This is a genomic window from Pseudalkalibacillus sp. R45 (assembly GCF_052246725.1).
GTDB lineage: Bacteria > Bacillota > Bacilli > Bacillales > Fictibacillaceae > Pseudalkalibacillus.
The window spans coordinates 51,439-69,498 of the sequence record NZ_JBQQCL010000011.1 but is presented as its reverse complement, the minus strand read 5'-3'; the positions used below and the strand labels follow the sequence as shown (position 1 = coordinate 69,498).

Genomic DNA, 18,060 nt, shown 5'->3' with positions numbered 1-18,060 from the left:
GAAAGTAAAAATACTTTCTTCAATATAAAGGCAACTAAGGCTCAGCCTGCGCTAAGGCTTGGCAAAGCCCGAGTTTTCTTTACAGAGATTCAATCAATTTCCTTTAACTTAAAAGAAAAAAGCCGATATAAAGGGAAATCATTCGCTTTGGGGGTTTGGGCAGATGACGCTGGCAACAACACAACATATCACGAATTTACTGAATGGGGCAATCGAGGTCATAAAGACGGTCGTACCTATGGAATACGAAATGGGGAAGCCTCAAAGCGAAATCAAATTCGAACATAAGGACCCACAACAAGCAGGTGTCATCATAGGTCTTGAAAAAGAGATCAATGGTTCACTCCTTTTCCTTGCATCAAAAACGTTTTTTGGAGAATGCGGGAATCAGATGTATGGGATGCCATTTGAAGGCGAGATGCTTGATTCTTTCATCGGGGAGTTGGGTAATATCCTCGCAGGCAATATTGCCACACAGTTAGCGAGTGCAGACATTACGGTCGACATCACAACCCCTCGAATGGTAAACGAAGTTTCTATTACGGATGCTGCGAAACTCATATTGTTACCATTGAAGTTTGATACAGAAGAACTGACCATCGTTTTTGCAATATATTAAAGGGATGAATTTTAAAGACTCTTTTCTAAAAGATTGTTGCTTTTGAGTTATTTTTAAAAACTCACCTTGTGCAAGTTGATTGGAGAGCAAGGTGCGAGACTCCTGCGGGATCAGCGTGCCCACTACATGAATAATCTCCTCGCAAGGCATGCGACGAGGAAGCTCGCTTCGACAGGACTTTTTTGTAGTCGCAGGAGCACAAATGCTTCCTTGAAAAGGAGACTCCTAGGTCGCAAGGCGACGAGTGGGCTCACCGCACGCCCCGCGGAAAGCGAGCATCCTGGAGCGGAAATCAACGACTTTCAAGAGCAACAAAGATTGCGAAAACAGCCTCAAAAAATAGAGCAAAGAAAAAGAAGCTGTCCATTTCGGAGCAGCCTCTTAACTATAAACGTAACTTAAACCCAATCTTGTACCTTTTCGTGATCTGTCACTAACATGAGGATTTTTCCTTCATCAAGTCTTTCCTCATATTCATCAGCCTCTTGTTGTGATAAGCCCATTTCTTTGAACTTCGCTCGCAACTCGTCACCCTTCTTATTAAATATATTTCCGACAGCAGTATCGAGCCCCATTTCTTTAACTCCGACCGTGTTGGCATCTGCACTGCCAGCTACCCTGTTTGTTCGGTCATCATCATGGGAGATTACATACACATCGTCTTTATTTAATCCTCGGTTTTGCAAGTCTTTCACATCATTCTTCAACTCTTCATCATTAACATATTCTCTTACAATAGGTTTTGCCATTTTGTAAAACCTCCTTTGTCAATGTATTATCTCAATTTCACAATAACAGGTTGTTTAAACCTCTTTTCATGTAAATATCGATTAACGCTCCGTTACATCAATTTAACGATTGTTGCGAAGATTAAATTCTTTTCGTAAGAGATTAGTAAAGTGATGAGGAGGGAAATAGGGGTGTGTGAAGGAGGAGATAGAATGACCGATAAAAAAAGCTTGGAAGCTTGTCCATCCTCTCTAAATTGTGTGTCATCCCAAAGTGCTAGTGAAAAACATAATATCTCGCCTATCTCATACAACAGTTCTTCTGATCATGCCTATGAAACAATATTGAAAGTCCTTAACAACATGAGCGGCACGAAGGTGGTAGAAGAAGCGAAGGATTATATACGAGCTGAGTGCAAGTCGAAGTGGCTGAAGGTCGTTTCCGATTTGGAATTTTTACTTGATGAGAGCAAAAAGATCATCGATGTCCGGGCAGCCTCCCGAGTTGGATATACAGATTTAGGTGTAAATCGAAAAAGAGTAGAATATATCAGACAAAAATTCATCCAAAAGGTTTAAACGTCTAGAAAATGGAAGCGACAATGGGTTCATGAAAGACTCCCGTTGTAACTTCCATTCTTTTTTTGCAAAAATCAGAGGATACCATTCGCTAAAAATTCAGATGCAGATTTTTTAACTCCGTGGTCTTGTGGTGAACGTCGAAGCCAGCATAAGAAAAGCTTCTTAGAATTTTCATCACAGACACGAAAATGATTTCATTTTTTGCTGACATCCTGTGCAAGTGAGCGAGGAGGCTTACGGTTCGCCCGCGGAAAGGGAGTGTATTTCGTAGAAATCCACATAAAAACGAACCAAAACCTTTTTCAAAAGTTTCATAACCGATATTACGTCTTAACTTGTGTTAATCCGATTGAATTCTAATAGCAGAAATGAAGATTGATAGAAGACTTTGACCTGCATTGGCAAATCTCAAAGTTTTTTGTAGATAAATTCTTTGTTCTGGCTTTCAGATTGTGACAAACATTGAGACAACCTTTACGTATACTTGGATTCATAAAAGAATAAGATGATAAGTTCCGGGAATAAGGAGGTGGATGTTTGTTTCGGAACCCAATCAATTGATGAGGGAGAAAGGGGTATAGCTTTCATGATGAGCGAAATCGTTACGTATTGTTTAGTAGTATGGCTTGCACTTATGAGTATTGTACGTATTAAACACCACGATTTGAACGATAAGCAAAATGGATCTCTTCCCGATCGTGTACCGTTTGTTGGAGTCAGAAAGCTTGAAGCAGTCATTCTCAACCGAAGTGTGTATGTGTTTTACCGACTGAAGAGACATGTGCTATGGGATACATCATAAAATAGCAGAAGTTGAATGATATTTTCCACTTATGTTGTGCTAGACAGGAGAAGCCCTTTATAATGAGGAAAGAATGATGTGAAGAAAGAGGGATTCTCTTGAGTATACAATCTAGTTTAGTTGTCCAGAAAATGATTGACCGCCTTGAATCTATTAAGGGAGAGGTTGATGAGAATTCATCTTCAAGTCAGGTTCGGAGTGAACTGAGTGCTATCAAAGCATATTGTGACTTGTTGTTGGAGTCTGCGGACCAAAAGCCGTCAGCGCCTAGAACGGTGAAAGTTGATAAACCGAGTCCACAGCCTATCCAAGACGTGTCCTCTAAGCGTTTGAAAGAAGATGAAGATGTGAACGGGGATTCAATATTCGATTTTTAAATAAAAACCTTAGTTAACTTTAATGTGATTGTTTACTGAAAATTGCTTAAAGCGAAATTCACGACACCTCTGCAGGAAAAGCGAGCCAGGCAAGACCCCGGCAGCGAGAAACTTGCGGAAAGGGAGGGAATTTAGCTGAAATCCAATAGTTAAAATAAGCATGTTTAAAAGTTTCACTCATTTGTGAGGCAATTTGAACATCCAACATAAGGAAAAAGGGAGGATTCCACAATGCTTCCCATCTCCGCAAAAAAACCTGTGATCAGCATTGTTTAATTGCTGATTTGTTGAAGTGCGGAAGATCAAGCATTGCTTAAGAGTCACTCCCTTATTGAAGTTGGATTATTTTGTTGATTGATATTGATAGATCCTTGCTTCATGTGGTCGAAGGAGCGTATCGCGGTCCGTTATTTCCGCGGACACATCCTTGTAGTTCGTGATCTTAAGCTCTGCATTCAAACTTTCCTCAGGTAAGGTCATTCTGTAATTTTCATCCGAATGATTCAATACTACAAGCCAGGTGACACCATCGAATCTCCTGGTATACATATAAAGATGTTCATCGCCTTCTGACAAATCTTCATAATCACCATATACCATGACATCATTGTTTTTTCGAAGTTCGATCAACTTCTGGTAATAGTAAAAGATCGAATCAGGATCCTCCAATGCATTCTCTACATTGATTTTTTTGTAATTCGGATTGACAGGAATCCAAGGCTCTCCATCTGTAAAGCCCGCATTTTCTGTTGCGTCCCATTGGACAGGAGTCCTGGAATTATCCCGGCTTAACGGCTTCAATTCTTCTAATACTTCATCGGGATTTCTTCCTTTCCCGACTTCCTCTTCATATTTATTTCTCATAGCGATATCCTGGTAATCATCAATAGAATCGAAATCTACACCAGTCATACCAATCTCTTCCCCCTGGAAAATGTAAGGCGTTCCAGGCAGCGTATGGACCATTGTTGCAAGCAGTTTTGCTGATTCAACACGATACTCGCCATCGTCTCCATACCTTGTCACCTGTCTTGTGTGATCATGATTGTTCAGGAATTGCGAGTTCCAGCCTCTGCCGAACATTCCTTCAAACCATTTCTTCTGGATATCTTTGTATTGAAGCATATCCCAGTCCGGCATATCGTCGGCTACTTGGAAATGGAAGAGGGTATCCAGCTCATTTCGGTCCTCTCCAACATATTTCAATCCGTCTTCTGGTGTGACAAAAGGAATCTCACCTACGGTCATGATATCGTAATGACGCAATACATTCTTGTTCATTTCCTGTAAATACTCATGTATACCAGGATTATTTCCCAGATAATTTATTTTTTCAGGCGTTTGTGCGTCTGGAAATCCTTCAATTTTCGCAAGCAAATTGATGACATCCATTCTGAACCCATCAATCCCTTTATCCAGCCAAAATTTCATCATTTCGAAAATGGCTTCTCTCACATCGGGATTCCGCCAATTCAGATCAGGCTGTTCGACAGCAAACGAATGGAAGTAAAATTGTCCGGTTTTTCCATCAAATTCCCACGTAGATGGTGTGAAATAAGATCGCCAATTGTTCGGTGGGCTTCCATCTGGTTTTGGGTCTCTCCAGATATACCAATCACGTTTAGGATTATCCTTGGACGAACGGGATTCCTGGAACCAATGATGTTGATCGGAGGTATGATTGACAACAAGATCCATGATCAATTTCATATCACGTTTATGGACCTCTCTTAAAAGTTTCTCCCAATCTTCTATCGTTCCAGCCTTCTTCATAATGGATTGATAGTCTGAAATGTCGTACCCGTTATCCTTATCTGGTGATTCATATACAGGGTTCAACCAGATGACATCCACACCCAGCTTTTTAATGTAATCCAGTTTCTTGATGACACCGTTAATATCTCCATATCCATCTCCGTCTGTATCATAAAAGCTTCTCCAATACACTTGATAGACGACTGCTTCTTTCCACCATCTTCGATTCAACGTACAGACCTCCTTGAAGTGAATTTCGAAAAAATTTGACATCATTCTTTAAGGCTCTTTTCTAAAAGTTTGTTGCTTTTGAGTCATTTTTAAAAACCCACCTTGTGCAAGTTGATTGGAGAGCAAGGTGCGAGACTCCTCGAAAATGAAAATCGCATTTTCTTCGTGCGATGTAACGCTGCCGAAGCTTTCCTTGTCCTGCGGGATCAGCATGCCTACTACCTGAATAATCTCCTCGCAAGCCATGCGACGAGGAAGCTCGCTATGACAGGACTTTCTTGTAGACGCAGGAGCACAAATGCTTCCTTGAAAAGGAGACTCCTGAGGTAGCAAGGAGACGAGTAGGCTCACCGCCAAAGCGAGCATCCTGGAGCGGAAATCAACGACTTTTAAAGAAAACTTGGCGAGACCAAGCCTTTTGTAGGTCGAGCCTTAGTTGCCCTTATACTGAAGAAAGTTTTTTATACTTTCTTTAAGTGCAAGAGCAACAAAGCTTGAGAAAACAGCCTTCTTTAACAAGCCAAAATCGGAAAAAATCACATGTATAGGCAAGTTTTCTCCTATCGCCATTATCCAATGTATGATTGGAAGTGTAAAGTCTGGTGACTGCGGGAATCAATATAGGAGAAGATTCAGCAGGTAGGATTGGAGAGAGTGTCATGTCTAAAATAAAAAGTCTATCAGCCCTTGTCATCATGTTTTTTACCATGTTCTTATTGGGTGGATTATCAAGTACGAAAGGAATTGTACTCGATGAAGTCGAGAAAGATATCGGGCTTGATTTAAGTGAATTTGGACTGGTGGTTTTCATCTTCCAATGGGGCTTTGTATTGGCTAGTGTAATCATCGGTTATTTTACAGATAAACGCGGTGTGAAAGTTATGATGGTGATCGGAAGTATCATCATGGGAGCAGGGCTTCTCGGTACTGGACTTGCACAGACAATCGCCTTCTTCCTGGGGTTTTACCTTATCGTCGGGTTTGGTCTTGGAGCGATGACAGTCGCCTCCAATGCAATTGTTCCCGCCGTCTATCCTGAAAAACAAGGGACCATGTTCAACATCGCGATGGGAATTTACGGTTTTGGGATGTTTTTATTTCCAATTGTGTTGAAAATGATGTTTTCAAACGACATTTCCTGGCGTTATTTTTATATCGGGATCGCTATATTGTTGATCGCTTTGATTTTTTACGTGTTTAGCGTGAAATTGCCTGAAGGGGAAGTGGATAAGGTCAATCTATCAGCTTTCAAAGAAATGCTTGGCCAATACCAATTCATCCTCGTCATGATCTTTTTGGTTTTCTATGTGTCAGCAGAAGTTTCCTTTTTGAACTTTTTCCCGACATATTTAAAAGACCTGACTCTAGGCGGTGCATCAGAAGCTGCAAAGAACAGCATGGTAGCGACGATCATCTCCGTATTCTCACTCTGCTTCACAGTGGGTCGTCTTGCAGGCGGCTGGTTGATCAATAAGCTTGGTGAAAGAATGCTGCTGTTGTCTTTTTCAGCACTTAGTCTTGTGTTTGTCACCATCAGTAAAGTGTTTGTAGATGACTGGGTATACTTGTTTGGTGTTGCCGGATTGTTTTTCTCTGTTCTGTTTCCGACTGCGACCGCAATCGGAACGAAATTAAGCAGGACAGGTGGTTCGGCGCTGGGCTTGGTCTATGTAGCAGCAGGGATCGGCGGTGCATTCGCTGGTTGGATCGTAGGGGTCGTGTCTGAGGCGTATGGTTCGGATGCCGGGTTCAACCTGCCGATCGTCTTCTTAGCGATTTTATTGGTTTTATCGTTTTTCATCCGTAAACCAAGCACATCCGAATCATCAGAAGGAAATGCGACAGCTTGATAATAGTGTTCGCTTAAGTGGGACGATAGACACGAACATAGAACACCCGAAAAGCCTTATGGTCAAAGGGTGTTCTCTTTTTTATACTTAAAATAAGAACAAACGTTCGCATTTTGTTTGTTTTTTTGGTCGTTTGTATTGCTTTACATTTAAAGAAAGTATAAATACTTTCTTCAATATAAGGGCAACTAAGGCTCAACCTGCGCTAAGGCTTGGGTGAGCCAAGTTTGCTTTATTGATAAAGGGAGGGATGTAGAATGAGAGATGCAGAGCGTATATTACGTCAAATAGAGAGACAGGGAGATCTCTTATCAGCATTTGTAAACCATCAGGATAATCGGATTGAAATGCTGCAATTCATCAATTCACCATCGGTCGATCACTATAAGGAATTGAATCATCGCTTCCAACAATTTTGTTTTGAATGCCGATTCATCCATTACATGTCGAAATTCATTTATTACCAAGCGATTAACTATATACGCAAGCTTCGGAAAAATCAGTTTCCTACAATTGAAGAGGCGGCTGTGGAAAGAATTTTTACAGAAGATGACACACTGAAAGAGTATATCCAGACAGAATTCGAGTGTCCTATATTAACCCAAGCCATTTTAAGATTAACGGAGCATCAAAGAAAAATCATCCACCTTCATTATCAGAGAGACTGGAAGTTGAGGGAAATTGCTCAGTCCCTGGATGTGAGCCCGCAATCGATTTCGAAAACCCATCGGCGTGCATTAGATCATTTGAAAAAATCGATGGAAGGTGAAAAATATGCTTGAAGGAACGAATGTCGTCGGCTGGTTCAACTTGATTTCAAACATCGGCTTTCCTACAGTAGTGGCGCTTTATCTCTTATTTCAATTTGAAAAAAGGCTGGTCAATCTAGAAAGCTCCATTCAAGAAATTGGAGAACATTTAGAAGAGAGGAATGAAAGACATGGATTTATACGGAAGCGTGCAAAAAGCAAAGAAAAACAAAGATAGATCATCAATCCAACATATACTCGAACGTCTAGAACCAAAAATCAAACAGACGGTCGTTTCAATGGAAAGACGCTATCAGGAAGATGTCGAACAGGAGGTCAAACTTCGGATCATGGAAGCGGTCCGAGGTTATGACACGGATCATCTACCGACTTTGAAGGAATTGTTAGGAAAGACCAAGGGGGGACAAGCTGTTCTTGAGAAGATGAAAGATGACAATTGTTAGACGACTTTTTTAAACGGTTGGCAAGCGGATCAGTTTTCATTACACTTGAAGAAGCATTGTAACGATAATCCAATTTGCCAAAAGGAGAAGGATCATGTTTAAATTATTTATTCTTTTAGGGACATTAAATGCGGGACTATCCGTGGTTCTCGGCGCTTTCGGAGCTCATGGTCTTGAATCAAAGCTCTCTTCCAAGATGATGGAAGTGTTCAAAACAGGCGTACAATATCACATTTTTCATGCGCTCGGACTTTTTGTGGTCGCATTTTTAGCTGATAAATTTCCGAACTCCTCAATGCTTGGAGCAGCAGGATGGATCATGTTGTTAGGGATTCTTCTATTCTCCGGAAGTTTGTATGTATTGAGTGTGACCGGAATTTCAAAATTAGGGATCATCACGCCATTTGGCGGACTAGCATTCATCATCAGCTGGGTGCTGATCATCATCGCAATGTTGAAAGTATAGATTTCACGCAGTCAGTCGAGTTTGCGTTTCAGCTTTCAAGTATAAAGAATGTATAAACGAGGGGAAACGAAGGCTCAGCCAGCGCCAAAGGGTTGACTTGGCTTTGCCAGTTTTACTTAACGGACACCAGAGCTCTTATTTGTGAACAAAACCTCTTTTTTGAAGACTTAACGGACACCAGAGACGTTATTTTGGAAAAATGAGCCCAAATCAGCCCTATTAACCACAAATAAAGGCTCTCATGTCCGCTAATTTTTTACATCACCGCTCTTTGTCACAAATAGCGGCGCTCATGTCCGTTAAAGTGCATACCAAAGTGTGTACCTGGCACCGATTGGGAACCCAGTCGTAGCAAGACTTTCAAAACGGTGCCAGACACCAGCAAAATAAAAAAGGGCGCCATCACATCAAAGGATGCGTGATCCGCCCTTTTTCAACACCTACCTTGGAGAGTAAGTCGTCATTTGTCCAGTGTTTTGAGCACTTTGATTGTTAAAAGGATAGCTGTATTCGATTTCTTCATCAAATGTTACATAATCTAAGTAGACCATCAATAATAAATAGCGTTTACCTGATTCAGGATCACTGATGATGATGTGATCGCGGCCTGCAGCTTCTATGACGCCTTTGAAAATTTTCGCAGGCCATTTCGGATTTCCATCAAATGTCATATAGAACGTTCCGACTTTACCCCGATTCAAGCGAAGAATATTCTCGATGTATGACTGTTCAACTGGGAGTTGGCCATTCATTTGCGCTGCACCAGGAAATCCTGATGGGAATTGACCAGGTACAGCCTGCATCCCTTGCATTCCTTGATTGCCCTGCATTCCCTGCATCCCTTGCATCCCTTGCATTCCTTGCATTCCGTTCTGATTCTGTCGATAATTTGGATAGTTCATAACAAACCTCCCCATCTTCAATAATACTCCCCTATTAAACAGGTATACTCGGTCCTTGGATAAGTTATGACTGTTAAAAGGTGGAATAGACCTCAGAGCAATCTGCTTCACTAGGCTGATAGAAACAGTGGGATTTGAAACGACCTGAATTTGCTTGATTGTACCATTGTGCCGGGCAGCCTCCAGGTGGCTTGAAGAACCATAATGCAAATTCTGCTGGGTTGAATCTCTGTCCTGCGATCACTTTTTTAGCTAATTTTATTTCACTTTGCCGAGCCCCCTGATAAAAATAACCTTTCTGAGTCGCTTCGAATCCTCCAGGAGATTGGAAAACCATTCTTTGAATGGTATTGATGTCCTTGAAATCAAGACAACGGACCCTTACCCGATTGACGCCGACATTCCCGACCATGAGCATTCCGAGCTTTCCTTCACTCTCTGCTTCTGCTCGCATCAATCTTGCAAGCGTCTCGATATCGTTTTGATTCGCTCTTACTACTGCCATGATGTCACCCCCATGAAGTAGGCTTTCACTTACTATACGTATGATTGAGCAATCAGAAAATGTACGCGGACAACGTTAAAATCCATTTTTAAATAAGGCTAAAAGCTAGTTGCCATTGATTTGATGAAATATTGGGGGTTGAAAGATACGACACATCCTACGATTTTTGTGAAGAAAGCCTTTCGGAAAAACAAAAAACAGCCTTCAGATGAAGGCTGTCAGTTAATCCAATATGTTTATACAGCTAAGAAAGAGCTGACTTTTTCTTTCGGCAAAATGTTTCCTACGTAGAATGATCCGAATTCACCAAAACGTGCACTTACTTCGTCAAAACGCATTTCATATACAAGCTTTTTGAACTGGAGCACGTCGTTTGCAAATAGGGTGACGCCCCATTCCCAATCGTCGAAACCGACTGAACCGGTGATGATTTGCTTCACTTTACCTGCATAGCCTCGGCCGATCATGCCGTGACTGCGCATCATGTCACGACGCTCGTCCATCGAAAGCATGTACCAGTTGTCGTTACCTTCGCGGCGTTTGTCCATCGGATAGAAGCAAACATGTTCCCACTTCGGAAGGGTTGGCTTCAAGCGTCCCTGAATCATTGGATCTGTTTCTGGATCTACATCTTTAGAAGCCATATAGTTGCTCAGCTCTACGACTGATACATATGAATAAACAGGAATTGTGTACTCTGCAAAAGTCGTTTTGTTGAATGCTGTTTCAATTTCATTAAGCTCTTGCATTGTCGGACGGAGAAGCATCATCATGAAATCAGCTTTTTGTCCTACAATTGAGTAGAATGCGTGACTTCCTTGTTGTTGTGCCTCAGTCACTTCCCATTTTTCAAGAAAGGTGAGTAGTTCTTGGATTGCATGCTCACGCTCGTCACTTGAGATGGATTTCCATGCTGCCCAATTCATCGTACGAAAATCATGTAAACAATACCAGCCATCTAAGGTTTTAGCCGCTTCGTTCATCATAGACACTCCTTTATCTCATTACTATCAAGGTTTTTCCCGTAACCATCATATCACAAATCCCTGCAAACAAAAAAAGAGGGGTCTGACATTTTTATGAAGTCTCTTTAGTAAAGATTGTTGTAAAAGTTTGATTAACGGATAGAAAGGTTAAGAGAATTGTGAAAGTAAAAACTTTTTGGGTGAAGCGATTACATCATACTCTTTTGGTTTCATACAGGGATAAAAAGGAGTATTGTAGGACATGAAAAAGATAGAATCATTTTTGAAACAGTAAAATAAAACTCTGTAAGAAATAGAAAGAGGAGGCGTTAACATGAGTAATATGTTTGCGGTAATGGAACAGAGACTTAAAGCGATCTATCCTTCAATTGTTTTTCCTGAAGGAAATGATCCTCGTATCATAGATGCAGCTCTTCGTTTGGCTGAGGAGAAGATTTTGAAGCCGCTTTTGATCGGGGACCAGGCATTCATCAGAACGACTTTGGAACAGAAAGGACTTGACCTTGACCTTGTCGATATTCTTTCACCAGCTGATTATGAAGGTTTTGATGAAATGGTTGACCTGTTTGTAAATCGTCGGAAAGGGAAAGTCAATGAAGCTGAATCGAGGGAAATTCTCCAGGATGTCAATTACTTCGGTACAATGCTCGTTTATATGGATAAGGCTTCTGGGCTAGTAAGTGGTGCAGCCCATTCAACTGCAAATACTGTGCGTCCCGCTCTACAGATCATAAAGACGAAGGAAGGCATCAAACGGACTTCAGGCGCTTTCTTGATGGTAAAAGAAGATGAGCGATATATCTTTGCAGATTGTGCAATCAATATCGAGCCATCCGCTACGGATTTAGCTGAAATTGCAGCAACTAGTGCCGAAACTGCGCGGGTATTCGGTATCAACCCAAGAGTTGCGATGCTCAGCTTTTCTACAAAAGGGTCAGCCAAATCGGCTGAGACACAAAAAGTAATCGATGCGGTTACCCTGTTGAACGAAGTAGGGACTGATTTCCCTATAGATGGTGAACTTCAATTCGATGCAGCGTTCGTACCGGAAGTAGCCGCTAAGAAAGCACCCGATTCTCCTCTTGAAGGAAGAGCGAATGTATTCGTCTTTCCTGGACTGGAGGCAGGGAACATCGGCTATAAAATGGTTCAGCGTTTAGGTGGATTTGAAGCGATCGGACCAGTACTCCAAGGGTTGAACAAGCCAGTGAACGACCTTTCCAGAGGATGTAACAGTGAGGATGTCTACAAGTTATCCTTAATTACGGCGATGCAAGCATTGCAAGGATAAAACCATAAGAAGAAAAAAATCGAGTGTGAAACCACTAAATGAAATGGTTCAGACTCGATTTTTATTTTCTGTATCTCTTTCACCGTTCCAGTGCTTTTTTATTTCGTTCGACGACACGTTTGAGATAATAATCATATTGATTGATTTCGGATATGGATAATTGTGCTGAAAGCAGGTCTGAATCTTGCTTCTTTAAATAAAGTAATAAATCCTTCATTAGGTCACTCACATTGACTGGCTTTCCCCCAAGCTCTGTTAAGGAGGCCATGACGTCTGGGTCAACCAAGGGATAAGTGAATTTTGTCTCGTGATCACCTTTTGCTCGTTCATAAAATCCTCTGATCAACTCAGCACGCTCGGAACCAGAACCGTTCACACATAAGTAGATTTGCACTGCAATCCCACCGCGCAGGCGCCGTTGGGAGATGCCCGCAAACTTCTTTCCATCAATGCTCAAATCATATTTTCCCGGACAGTAGGATGTGCTGATTTCTTTTTGTTCGAATGTTAATCCATACGGTTTCAACAGTTGCTCAGTAAGGTAGACCATTGCATCATATCCAAGATCGATATCGATTTTCTGGTCTTTTTCAGAAAGCACTAAAGATATATTCAAAACTCCAGCATCAAGTACGACAGCTAGTCCACCGGAATTCCGTACGATGACTTCATAGCCTTGTTCTTGTAAGTAATTGACACCATCTGAAAGGTTTGGAAGCCGGCTGTCCTGAATCCCTAATACGACTGTTTTAGGATGGACCCAGGTACGGACTGTTGGTGGAGAATCTTCAGAACCGATTGAACTGCATAGGGTGTCATCCATTGCAAAAGATTGAAGAGCATGGAATGAATCTCCGAGTGTTGTCTGGTCTATGATACGCCATTCAGGCTGGGATAATATACGTTTAATCATTTCTTCCATTGCTAAAGCTCCTTTAATAACCTCAACCGTTCTATTATAGCATGTCCTGTAAAAATCGGTATCTCACTCGCTAGGTTTTTCGATTTTTTTATGCTTAACATTAGGAAAAACAGGGAAAATAGGAGTGTAAATGTATGTAAACAGGGCATTTTATACATACAGAAAAGGAGGAGAAAAAGAGAGTTTATTGCTATTTTCTAGTAAGGAATAATATTACAAACGCTTACATATCAATACTTTAATAAGCTCGTTTCTGTATAAACATGCGAAATGTTTTATATTGCCATTTGACAACATCCTGAAACCATAAGAAAATATCCCATAGCGTAACATTATTAGGTAGGAGGAGAAAATATGAAGTTAAGCGTACAAATCATAATCGGTCTCATATTAGGTATAATCATTGGTATTGTTCTTAACCTTTTTGCCGCCGATTTATTCTCAGTACTAGACAAATACGTTTTCGGCCCGGTCGGAACGATCTTCTTGAATCTAATCAAAATGCTAGTCGTACCGATTGTCTTTTTCTCGATTGCTCTTGGTGCAGCAGGAATCGGAGATCCGAAAAAGCTCGGACGAATCGGCGGAAAAACGATTGGTTACTTTCTTATCACTACCACAGTTGCAATCGTAATCGGACTTGGATTAGCTTATATGATCCAACCAGGTGCAGGTGGAGGTTTTGACACAGGGGAGGCTAAATTTGAGGCAGAAGAAGCCCCACCTGTTGTGGAAACTTTGTTGAACATTATTCCAACTAATCCAATTGATGCAATGGCAAAGGGAGAAATGCTTCAAATCATCGCCTTTTCAATCTTTGTAGGATTTGCAGTTGCGATGTTAGGAGAGAAGACGAAAGGCGTACGCCGCTTGCTTGAAGAAGGTAACGACATATTGATGTATCTCGTTAATATCGTCATGGTCCTTGCCCCATATGGTGCATTTGCATTGATCGCGTCTGCAATCGGAAACTTCGGTCTAGATGCGTTGCAAGCGATGGGACTTTATTTCGGAACGGTGTTGCTTGCATTACTATTACACGCAATGATCACATATGGCACAGCTATTTCGACACTTGGAAAAATGAACCCGATACACTTTTTCAAAAACTTTGCACCTGCAATGACGGTTGCATTCAGTACATCCAGCAGTAGTGGTACACTTCCAGTATCGATGAAGACCGCTCAAGAAAACTTGAAGGTACCGAAACAGGTCAGCAGCTTCGTGCAGCCGCTCGGAGCGACGATCAATATGGATGGTACAGCGATCATGCAGGGGGTAGCAACTGTATTCATCGCTCAAGTATATGCGGTCGACCTATCGTTGACGCAGCTTATCACAGTAGTACTCACTGCAGTTCTTGCGAGTATCGGTACAGCAGGGGTGCCTGGTGTAGGATTGATCATGCTGGCGATGGTTCTCAAGCAAGTTGGTCTGCCGGTTGAAGCGATCGGTCTCGTATTAGGGGTTGACCGTCTATTGGATATGACCCGTACAGCAGTTAACATCGCTGGTGATGCATCTTGTGCGGTAATCGTTGCAAAATCAGAAGAAAAACATGGCGGTGCGCCACAGAAAACACCAGATCTTGATATCTAATCTATTTATAAATAGAACGAAAGCTGACCGAGAGGATGATCCTCCGGTCAGCTTTTTTTCAAAGATAAAAAAGATAAAATTTGGCTCTACAGCAGTTATAGTTTTTGTTATGGATATAAATTATTTTGATGAGCATCTTTTTTAGAGTGTATCCTCTCCCAATCCAGATTGTATTCAGGCACAAGAGGAGAACGGAATCACATCCAAATCCAGGCTTCATTAAAAAAATCATTGACCTCCTGGAAAATACTTTGATAGATGGCACCTCAGTTATTTAGCCTTCGCATTGAATTAAAATCTTCGAGAATGAATTTCGACTAAATACCACCAAAATCCTCACAATTAGAAGTGAACACCCACCTCGTTCTATAACGTATACATCCCTCTTTATATGTGAACAATGGGGTTAGTAAGCATTTATTGAAACGGGGTCTATTTTTCATGAAAAAACTAATCGGGAGATCCTCTAAAAAAATTCGGAATAAAGAACGCTTGACCGAACAAACAACATTGAAAAAGAACGAACCCCTTAGCGCCGATCTTAATGAAAATATCGAACGTATTACGACTCTAATGGGGGATAGCATCGATTTACATATACAACGGTTTCAATCTGGAAATGGAGTAGAACTTGCTCTAATCTATATGGAAGGAATGGTCGATCAACATATCCTGACACATTCTATCACTAGTGCATTGATGGACCTGAAAATGATTGAGGTGCCAGATGATATTAAGGCAGTCGATTATTTTACTGAATCGGTATTATCGACTTCCAAAACGATGAGACTGAATAAGTGGAATGATACTGTTTCCGTATTACTTTCTGGTGATGCAGTAATTTTGATTCAAGGCTCAGATCAAGGTATTGGATGCTATTGTAAGGGCGGGAAAACAAGGGATATCACCGAACCTTCTTCAGAACTTGTAGTAAGAGGCCCTAAAGATAGCTTTACGGAATCACTTCGGACGAACACGTCTTTAATCAGGCAGCGGATCAGAAATCCAGCTTTACGTATAAAATCCATGCATATTGGCGAGGTGACGAAAACCGAAATCAATATCCTGTATCTAGATGGGATTGCAAAAGAGAGCCTGATAAAAGAATTGAAGGATCGGTTATCGAAAATCAAGATCGATGGGGTGCTTGAATCAGGTTATTTAGAAGAATTTATACAGGATCAAACCTTCACACCTTTTCCACAGGTGATGAACACAGAACGTCCAGATGTGGTGACAGGCAATCTTTTAGAAGGTCGGATTGCTGTCCTTGTGGAAGGAACCCCATTCGGATTGATTCTTCCTGTCTCATTTTTTCAATTTTTCACATCTCCCGAAGATTATTATTTGCGAGCCGACATCGCTACCTTTCTAAGACTGTTACGGATATTCGTATTCTTTGTTTCGTTACTGGCACCATCGCTTTATATCGCAATTACTACATTCCATCAAGAAATGATTCCCACGGTCTTATTGTTAGGGCTCGCGGCTCAACAAGAGGGAGTCCCGTTTCCCGCTTTCGTGGAAGCGATGATCATGGAAATCACGTTCGAAATCCTACGAGAAGCGGGGATCCGGATGCCGAGAGCCATTGGACAGGCTATATCGATCGTAGGTGCAGTTATTCTTGGTGAAGCAGCCGTTCAAGCTGGTCTTGTTTCACCAGTCATGGTAATTGTAGTTGCATTGACAGCAATATCAAGCTTTGCGACACCAAGATTCAACATTGCAATTTCAGCTCGCCTGATTCGATTTGTATTGATGATTTCAGCGGCTACTTTTGGGTTTTATGGGATTACGATCGTATTGATCATGATGATTGCTCATTTAAGCAGTTTAAGATCGTTGGGTATTCCTTATTTGACCTCTGTTGCCCCTTTTAATGCAAGTGATCAAAAAGACACATTCATCCGTTTTCCGTTATGGTCGATGATGACCAGACCACATGAAACATCACAAAAGAGCGCTTTGGAACGTAACTCAGCTGATGAATAGATTCTAATGAAAAAGAAAGGAAACGAAGTATGAAACGCATCCTGTTGCAAGTCACTCTATTGATCTTGATACTTCCTTTTTTGACCGGGTGCTGGAACAGCCGGCAATTGACGGATCTGGCTCTTGTGATGGGGATGGGCTTCGACCTGACAGAAGAAGGACAATATAAAGTCTCATTTCAGGTTGCAGGACCTAATAGTTCCACTTCGAGGTTCTCTGGAGGATCTGACAAAAATCCACCCGTAATTGTTTTCACTGCGACGGGTGATACCATTTTCGAGGCTTTGAGAAGAGGTGCAAACTCTGTTCCTAGAAGAATGTTTTTTTCCCATACGAGCACGATCATCGTAAGTGAAGAAATCGCCCGGAGAGGCTTGAGTGACATGCTTGATCTCCTTGATCGAGATCCGGAGTTCAGAACACAAATCTATATATTGATTGCTCGAGAGAACAGTGCAGAGAAACTTTTGCGGCAACTGACACCACTTGAAGAAATACCTGCCCGCAAGATCACAGGTAGTCTGAAGAATACAGAAAATATGATCGGTACTGGCGTGACGACGACCGTTGATGAATTCATACAAACGATCATCAGTAAAAAGAGACAGCCGATCATCAGTGGAATCAAGTCAGATATGCATCCTTCTATAGAGGAGGATCTTGCGGGGGACCCCAATTTGGTCATTGATGGTTTAGGTATTTTTAAAGGAGACCGTTTACAAGAGTGGGTGACAGATCGAGACGCGAGAGGAGTTCTTTTAACAATGGGGAAAATAAAAAGTACCATCATCAATCTTTCTTGTAGGCAAGAAGAGGATAAAATCGCGATCGAAGTCATCCGGTCGAAAACATCTCTCAAAGTCAACATGGAACAAGATCTCCCTCAGTTAAAAGTGGACCTGGATTTGGAAGGGAATATTGCCGAGGTGAACTGTCCATTAGCAATTGAAACCTCTGAAGTCGTTCATCACCTGGAACAGAAAACTGAAAAAGAATTGAAAAAAGAAATTGAAAAAGCGATTCGTTCGGCACAAGAAAAGCAATTGGATGTTTTCGGATTCGGCGAGGAACTTTATCGGAAACAACCAAAGGTTTGGAAAGAGTTTGAAAAAGATTGGGGAAATCTCTTTTCTGAAGCTGAAGTGACCGTTAACACGAATGTTCAGATCCGACGAGCGGGACTACGCACGAAAACAATCTATCCATCTGACACTGAATGAGTAAATCGATTGGCAAG

General features: G+C 41.5%; 21 protein-coding genes. 13 read left to right on the top strand and 8 right to left on the bottom strand.

Annotation, left to right across the window (positions count from 1 at the left end):
• Positions 1-163 precede the first annotated feature (163 nt).
• Positions 164-619: a chemotaxis protein CheX gene (locus ACTWQL_RS17400; RefSeq protein WP_443143698.1), complete on the top strand. Its 456-nt coding sequence runs from the start codon at positions 164-166 to the stop codon at positions 617-619.
• Here ACTWQL_RS17400 and ACTWQL_RS17395 read toward each other — a convergent pair.
• Both ACTWQL_RS17395 and ACTWQL_RS17390 read right to left on the bottom strand, forming a co-directional pair.
• Positions 566-769, bottom strand: a complete 204-nt coding sequence (locus tag ACTWQL_RS17395) for a hypothetical protein (RefSeq protein WP_443143697.1) — start codon at positions 767-769, stop codon at positions 566-568. The genes ACTWQL_RS17400 and ACTWQL_RS17395 overlap by 54 nt on opposite strands.
• 248 nt (positions 770-1,017) lie before the next feature.
• Entirely contained in the window at positions 1,018-1,368 is a 351-nt protein-coding gene (locus ACTWQL_RS17390; RefSeq protein WP_443143696.1) for a general stress protein, read from the bottom strand.
• Between the two features lie 192 nt (positions 1,369-1,560).
• Here ACTWQL_RS17390 and ACTWQL_RS17385 point away from each other — a divergent pair, with 192 nt between their 5' ends.
• From ACTWQL_RS17385 to ACTWQL_RS17375, 3 genes are all read left to right on the top strand, one after another.
• Positions 1,561-1,926, top strand: a complete 366-nt coding sequence (locus ACTWQL_RS17385; protein WP_443143695.1) for a DUF1499 domain-containing protein — start codon at positions 1,561-1,563, stop codon at positions 1,924-1,926.
• A 589-nt stretch (positions 1,927-2,515) separates the two neighbouring features.
• Positions 2,516-2,731, top strand: coding sequence for a hypothetical protein (locus ACTWQL_RS17380; RefSeq protein WP_443143694.1), 216 nt, complete (start codon positions 2,516-2,518; stop codon positions 2,729-2,731).
• Between the two features lie 98 nt (positions 2,732-2,829).
• Complete coding sequence (locus ACTWQL_RS17375; protein WP_443143693.1) at positions 2,830-3,108, top strand: YwdI family protein; 279 nt, start codon at positions 2,830-2,832, stop codon at positions 3,106-3,108.
• Between the two features lie 342 nt (positions 3,109-3,450).
• Here the strand turns inward: ACTWQL_RS17375 and ACTWQL_RS17370 are convergent, their stop codons facing one another.
• Both ACTWQL_RS17370 and ACTWQL_RS17365 read right to left on the bottom strand, forming a co-directional pair.
• The gene (locus ACTWQL_RS17370) at positions 3,451-5,094 is read right to left on the bottom strand and encodes a glycoside hydrolase family 13 protein (RefSeq protein WP_443143692.1); all 1,644 of its coding nucleotides are present in this window, start codon (positions 5,092-5,094) and stop codon (positions 3,451-3,453) included.
• 48 nt (positions 5,095-5,142) lie between these two features.
• Positions 5,143-5,340, bottom strand: coding sequence for a hypothetical protein (locus ACTWQL_RS17365; RefSeq protein ID WP_443143691.1), 198 nt, complete (start codon positions 5,338-5,340; stop codon positions 5,143-5,145).
• A gap of 413 nt (positions 5,341-5,753) precedes the next feature.
• On the opposite strand from ACTWQL_RS17365, the gene ACTWQL_RS17360 reads away from it, so the two are divergent.
• From ACTWQL_RS17360 to ACTWQL_RS17340, 5 genes are all read left to right on the top strand, one after another.
• Positions 5,754-6,944, top strand: a complete 1,191-nt coding sequence (locus tag ACTWQL_RS17360; RefSeq protein WP_443143690.1) for an MFS transporter — start codon at positions 5,754-5,756, stop codon at positions 6,942-6,944.
• A gap of 257 nt (positions 6,945-7,201) precedes the next feature.
• Positions 7,202-7,726, top strand: coding sequence for a sigma-70 family RNA polymerase sigma factor (locus tag ACTWQL_RS17355; RefSeq protein WP_443143689.1), 525 nt, complete (start codon positions 7,202-7,204; stop codon positions 7,724-7,726).
• Complete coding sequence (locus ACTWQL_RS17350; protein WP_443143688.1) at positions 7,719-7,931, top strand: YvrJ family protein; 213 nt, start codon at positions 7,719-7,721, stop codon at positions 7,929-7,931. The genes ACTWQL_RS17355 and ACTWQL_RS17350 overlap by 8 nt, the downstream gene beginning before the upstream one ends.
• Positions 7,876-8,157: a helix-turn-helix domain-containing protein gene (locus tag ACTWQL_RS17345; protein WP_443143687.1), complete on the top strand. Its 282-nt coding sequence runs from the start codon at positions 7,876-7,878 to the stop codon at positions 8,155-8,157. Before ACTWQL_RS17350 ends, ACTWQL_RS17345 begins: the two co-directional genes overlap by 56 nt.
• A gap of 94 nt (positions 8,158-8,251) precedes the next feature.
• Positions 8,252-8,623 carry a DUF423 domain-containing protein gene (locus tag ACTWQL_RS17340; protein WP_443143686.1) on the top strand — a complete coding sequence of 124 codons (372 nt, stop codon included), beginning with the start codon at positions 8,252-8,254 and terminating at the stop codon, positions 8,621-8,623.
• A gap of 440 nt (positions 8,624-9,063) precedes the next feature.
• Here ACTWQL_RS17340 and gerQ read toward each other — a convergent pair whose 3' ends face one another.
• The 3 genes from gerQ to hemQ form a co-directional block, all read right to left on the bottom strand.
• Positions 9,064-9,525: a spore coat protein GerQ gene (gene gerQ / locus ACTWQL_RS17335; RefSeq protein WP_443143685.1), complete on the bottom strand. Its 462-nt coding sequence runs from the start codon at positions 9,523-9,525 to the stop codon at positions 9,064-9,066.
• Positions 9,526-9,598: 73 nt separating this feature from the next.
• Positions 9,599-10,030 (bottom strand): cell wall hydrolase, encoded by a 432-nt coding sequence (locus ACTWQL_RS17330; protein ID WP_443143684.1) that lies wholly within the window; start codon positions 10,028-10,030, stop codon positions 9,599-9,601.
• Between the two features lie 236 nt (positions 10,031-10,266).
• Positions 10,267-11,013 (bottom strand): hydrogen peroxide-dependent heme synthase, encoded by a 747-nt coding sequence (hemQ, locus tag ACTWQL_RS17325; protein WP_443143753.1) that lies wholly within the window; start codon positions 11,011-11,013, stop codon positions 10,267-10,269.
• A gap of 316 nt (positions 11,014-11,329) precedes the next feature.
• Here hemQ and pta point away from each other — a divergent pair, with 316 nt between their 5' ends.
• Complete coding sequence (gene pta / locus ACTWQL_RS17320) at positions 11,330-12,307, top strand: phosphate acetyltransferase (protein ID WP_443143683.1); 978 nt, start codon at positions 11,330-11,332, stop codon at positions 12,305-12,307.
• Between the two features lie 79 nt (positions 12,308-12,386).
• On the opposite strand, the gene ACTWQL_RS17315 is transcribed toward pta, so the two are convergent.
• Positions 12,387-13,220 (bottom strand): lipoate--protein ligase family protein, encoded by an 834-nt coding sequence (locus ACTWQL_RS17315; protein ID WP_443143752.1) that lies wholly within the window; start codon positions 13,218-13,220, stop codon positions 12,387-12,389.
• Between the two features lie 363 nt (positions 13,221-13,583).
• On the opposite strand from ACTWQL_RS17315, the gene ACTWQL_RS17310 reads away from it, so the two are divergent.
• The 3 genes from ACTWQL_RS17310 to ACTWQL_RS17300 all read left to right on the top strand — a co-directional run bounded on the left by ACTWQL_RS17310 (position 13,584) and on the right by ACTWQL_RS17300 (position 18,043).
• Complete coding sequence (locus ACTWQL_RS17310; RefSeq protein ID WP_443143682.1) at positions 13,584-14,828, top strand: dicarboxylate/amino acid:cation symporter; 1,245 nt, start codon at positions 13,584-13,586, stop codon at positions 14,826-14,828.
• A gap of 441 nt (positions 14,829-15,269) precedes the next feature.
• Positions 15,270-16,823: a spore germination protein gene (locus ACTWQL_RS17305; RefSeq protein ID WP_443143681.1), complete on the top strand. Its 1,554-nt coding sequence runs from the start codon at positions 15,270-15,272 to the stop codon at positions 16,821-16,823.
• Between the two features lie 29 nt (positions 16,824-16,852).
• Positions 16,853-18,043 carry a Ger(x)C family spore germination protein gene (locus tag ACTWQL_RS17300; RefSeq protein ID WP_443143680.1) on the top strand — a complete coding sequence of 397 codons (1,191 nt, stop codon included), beginning with the start codon at positions 16,853-16,855 and terminating at the stop codon, positions 18,041-18,043.
• Positions 18,044-18,060 lie beyond the last annotated feature (17 nt).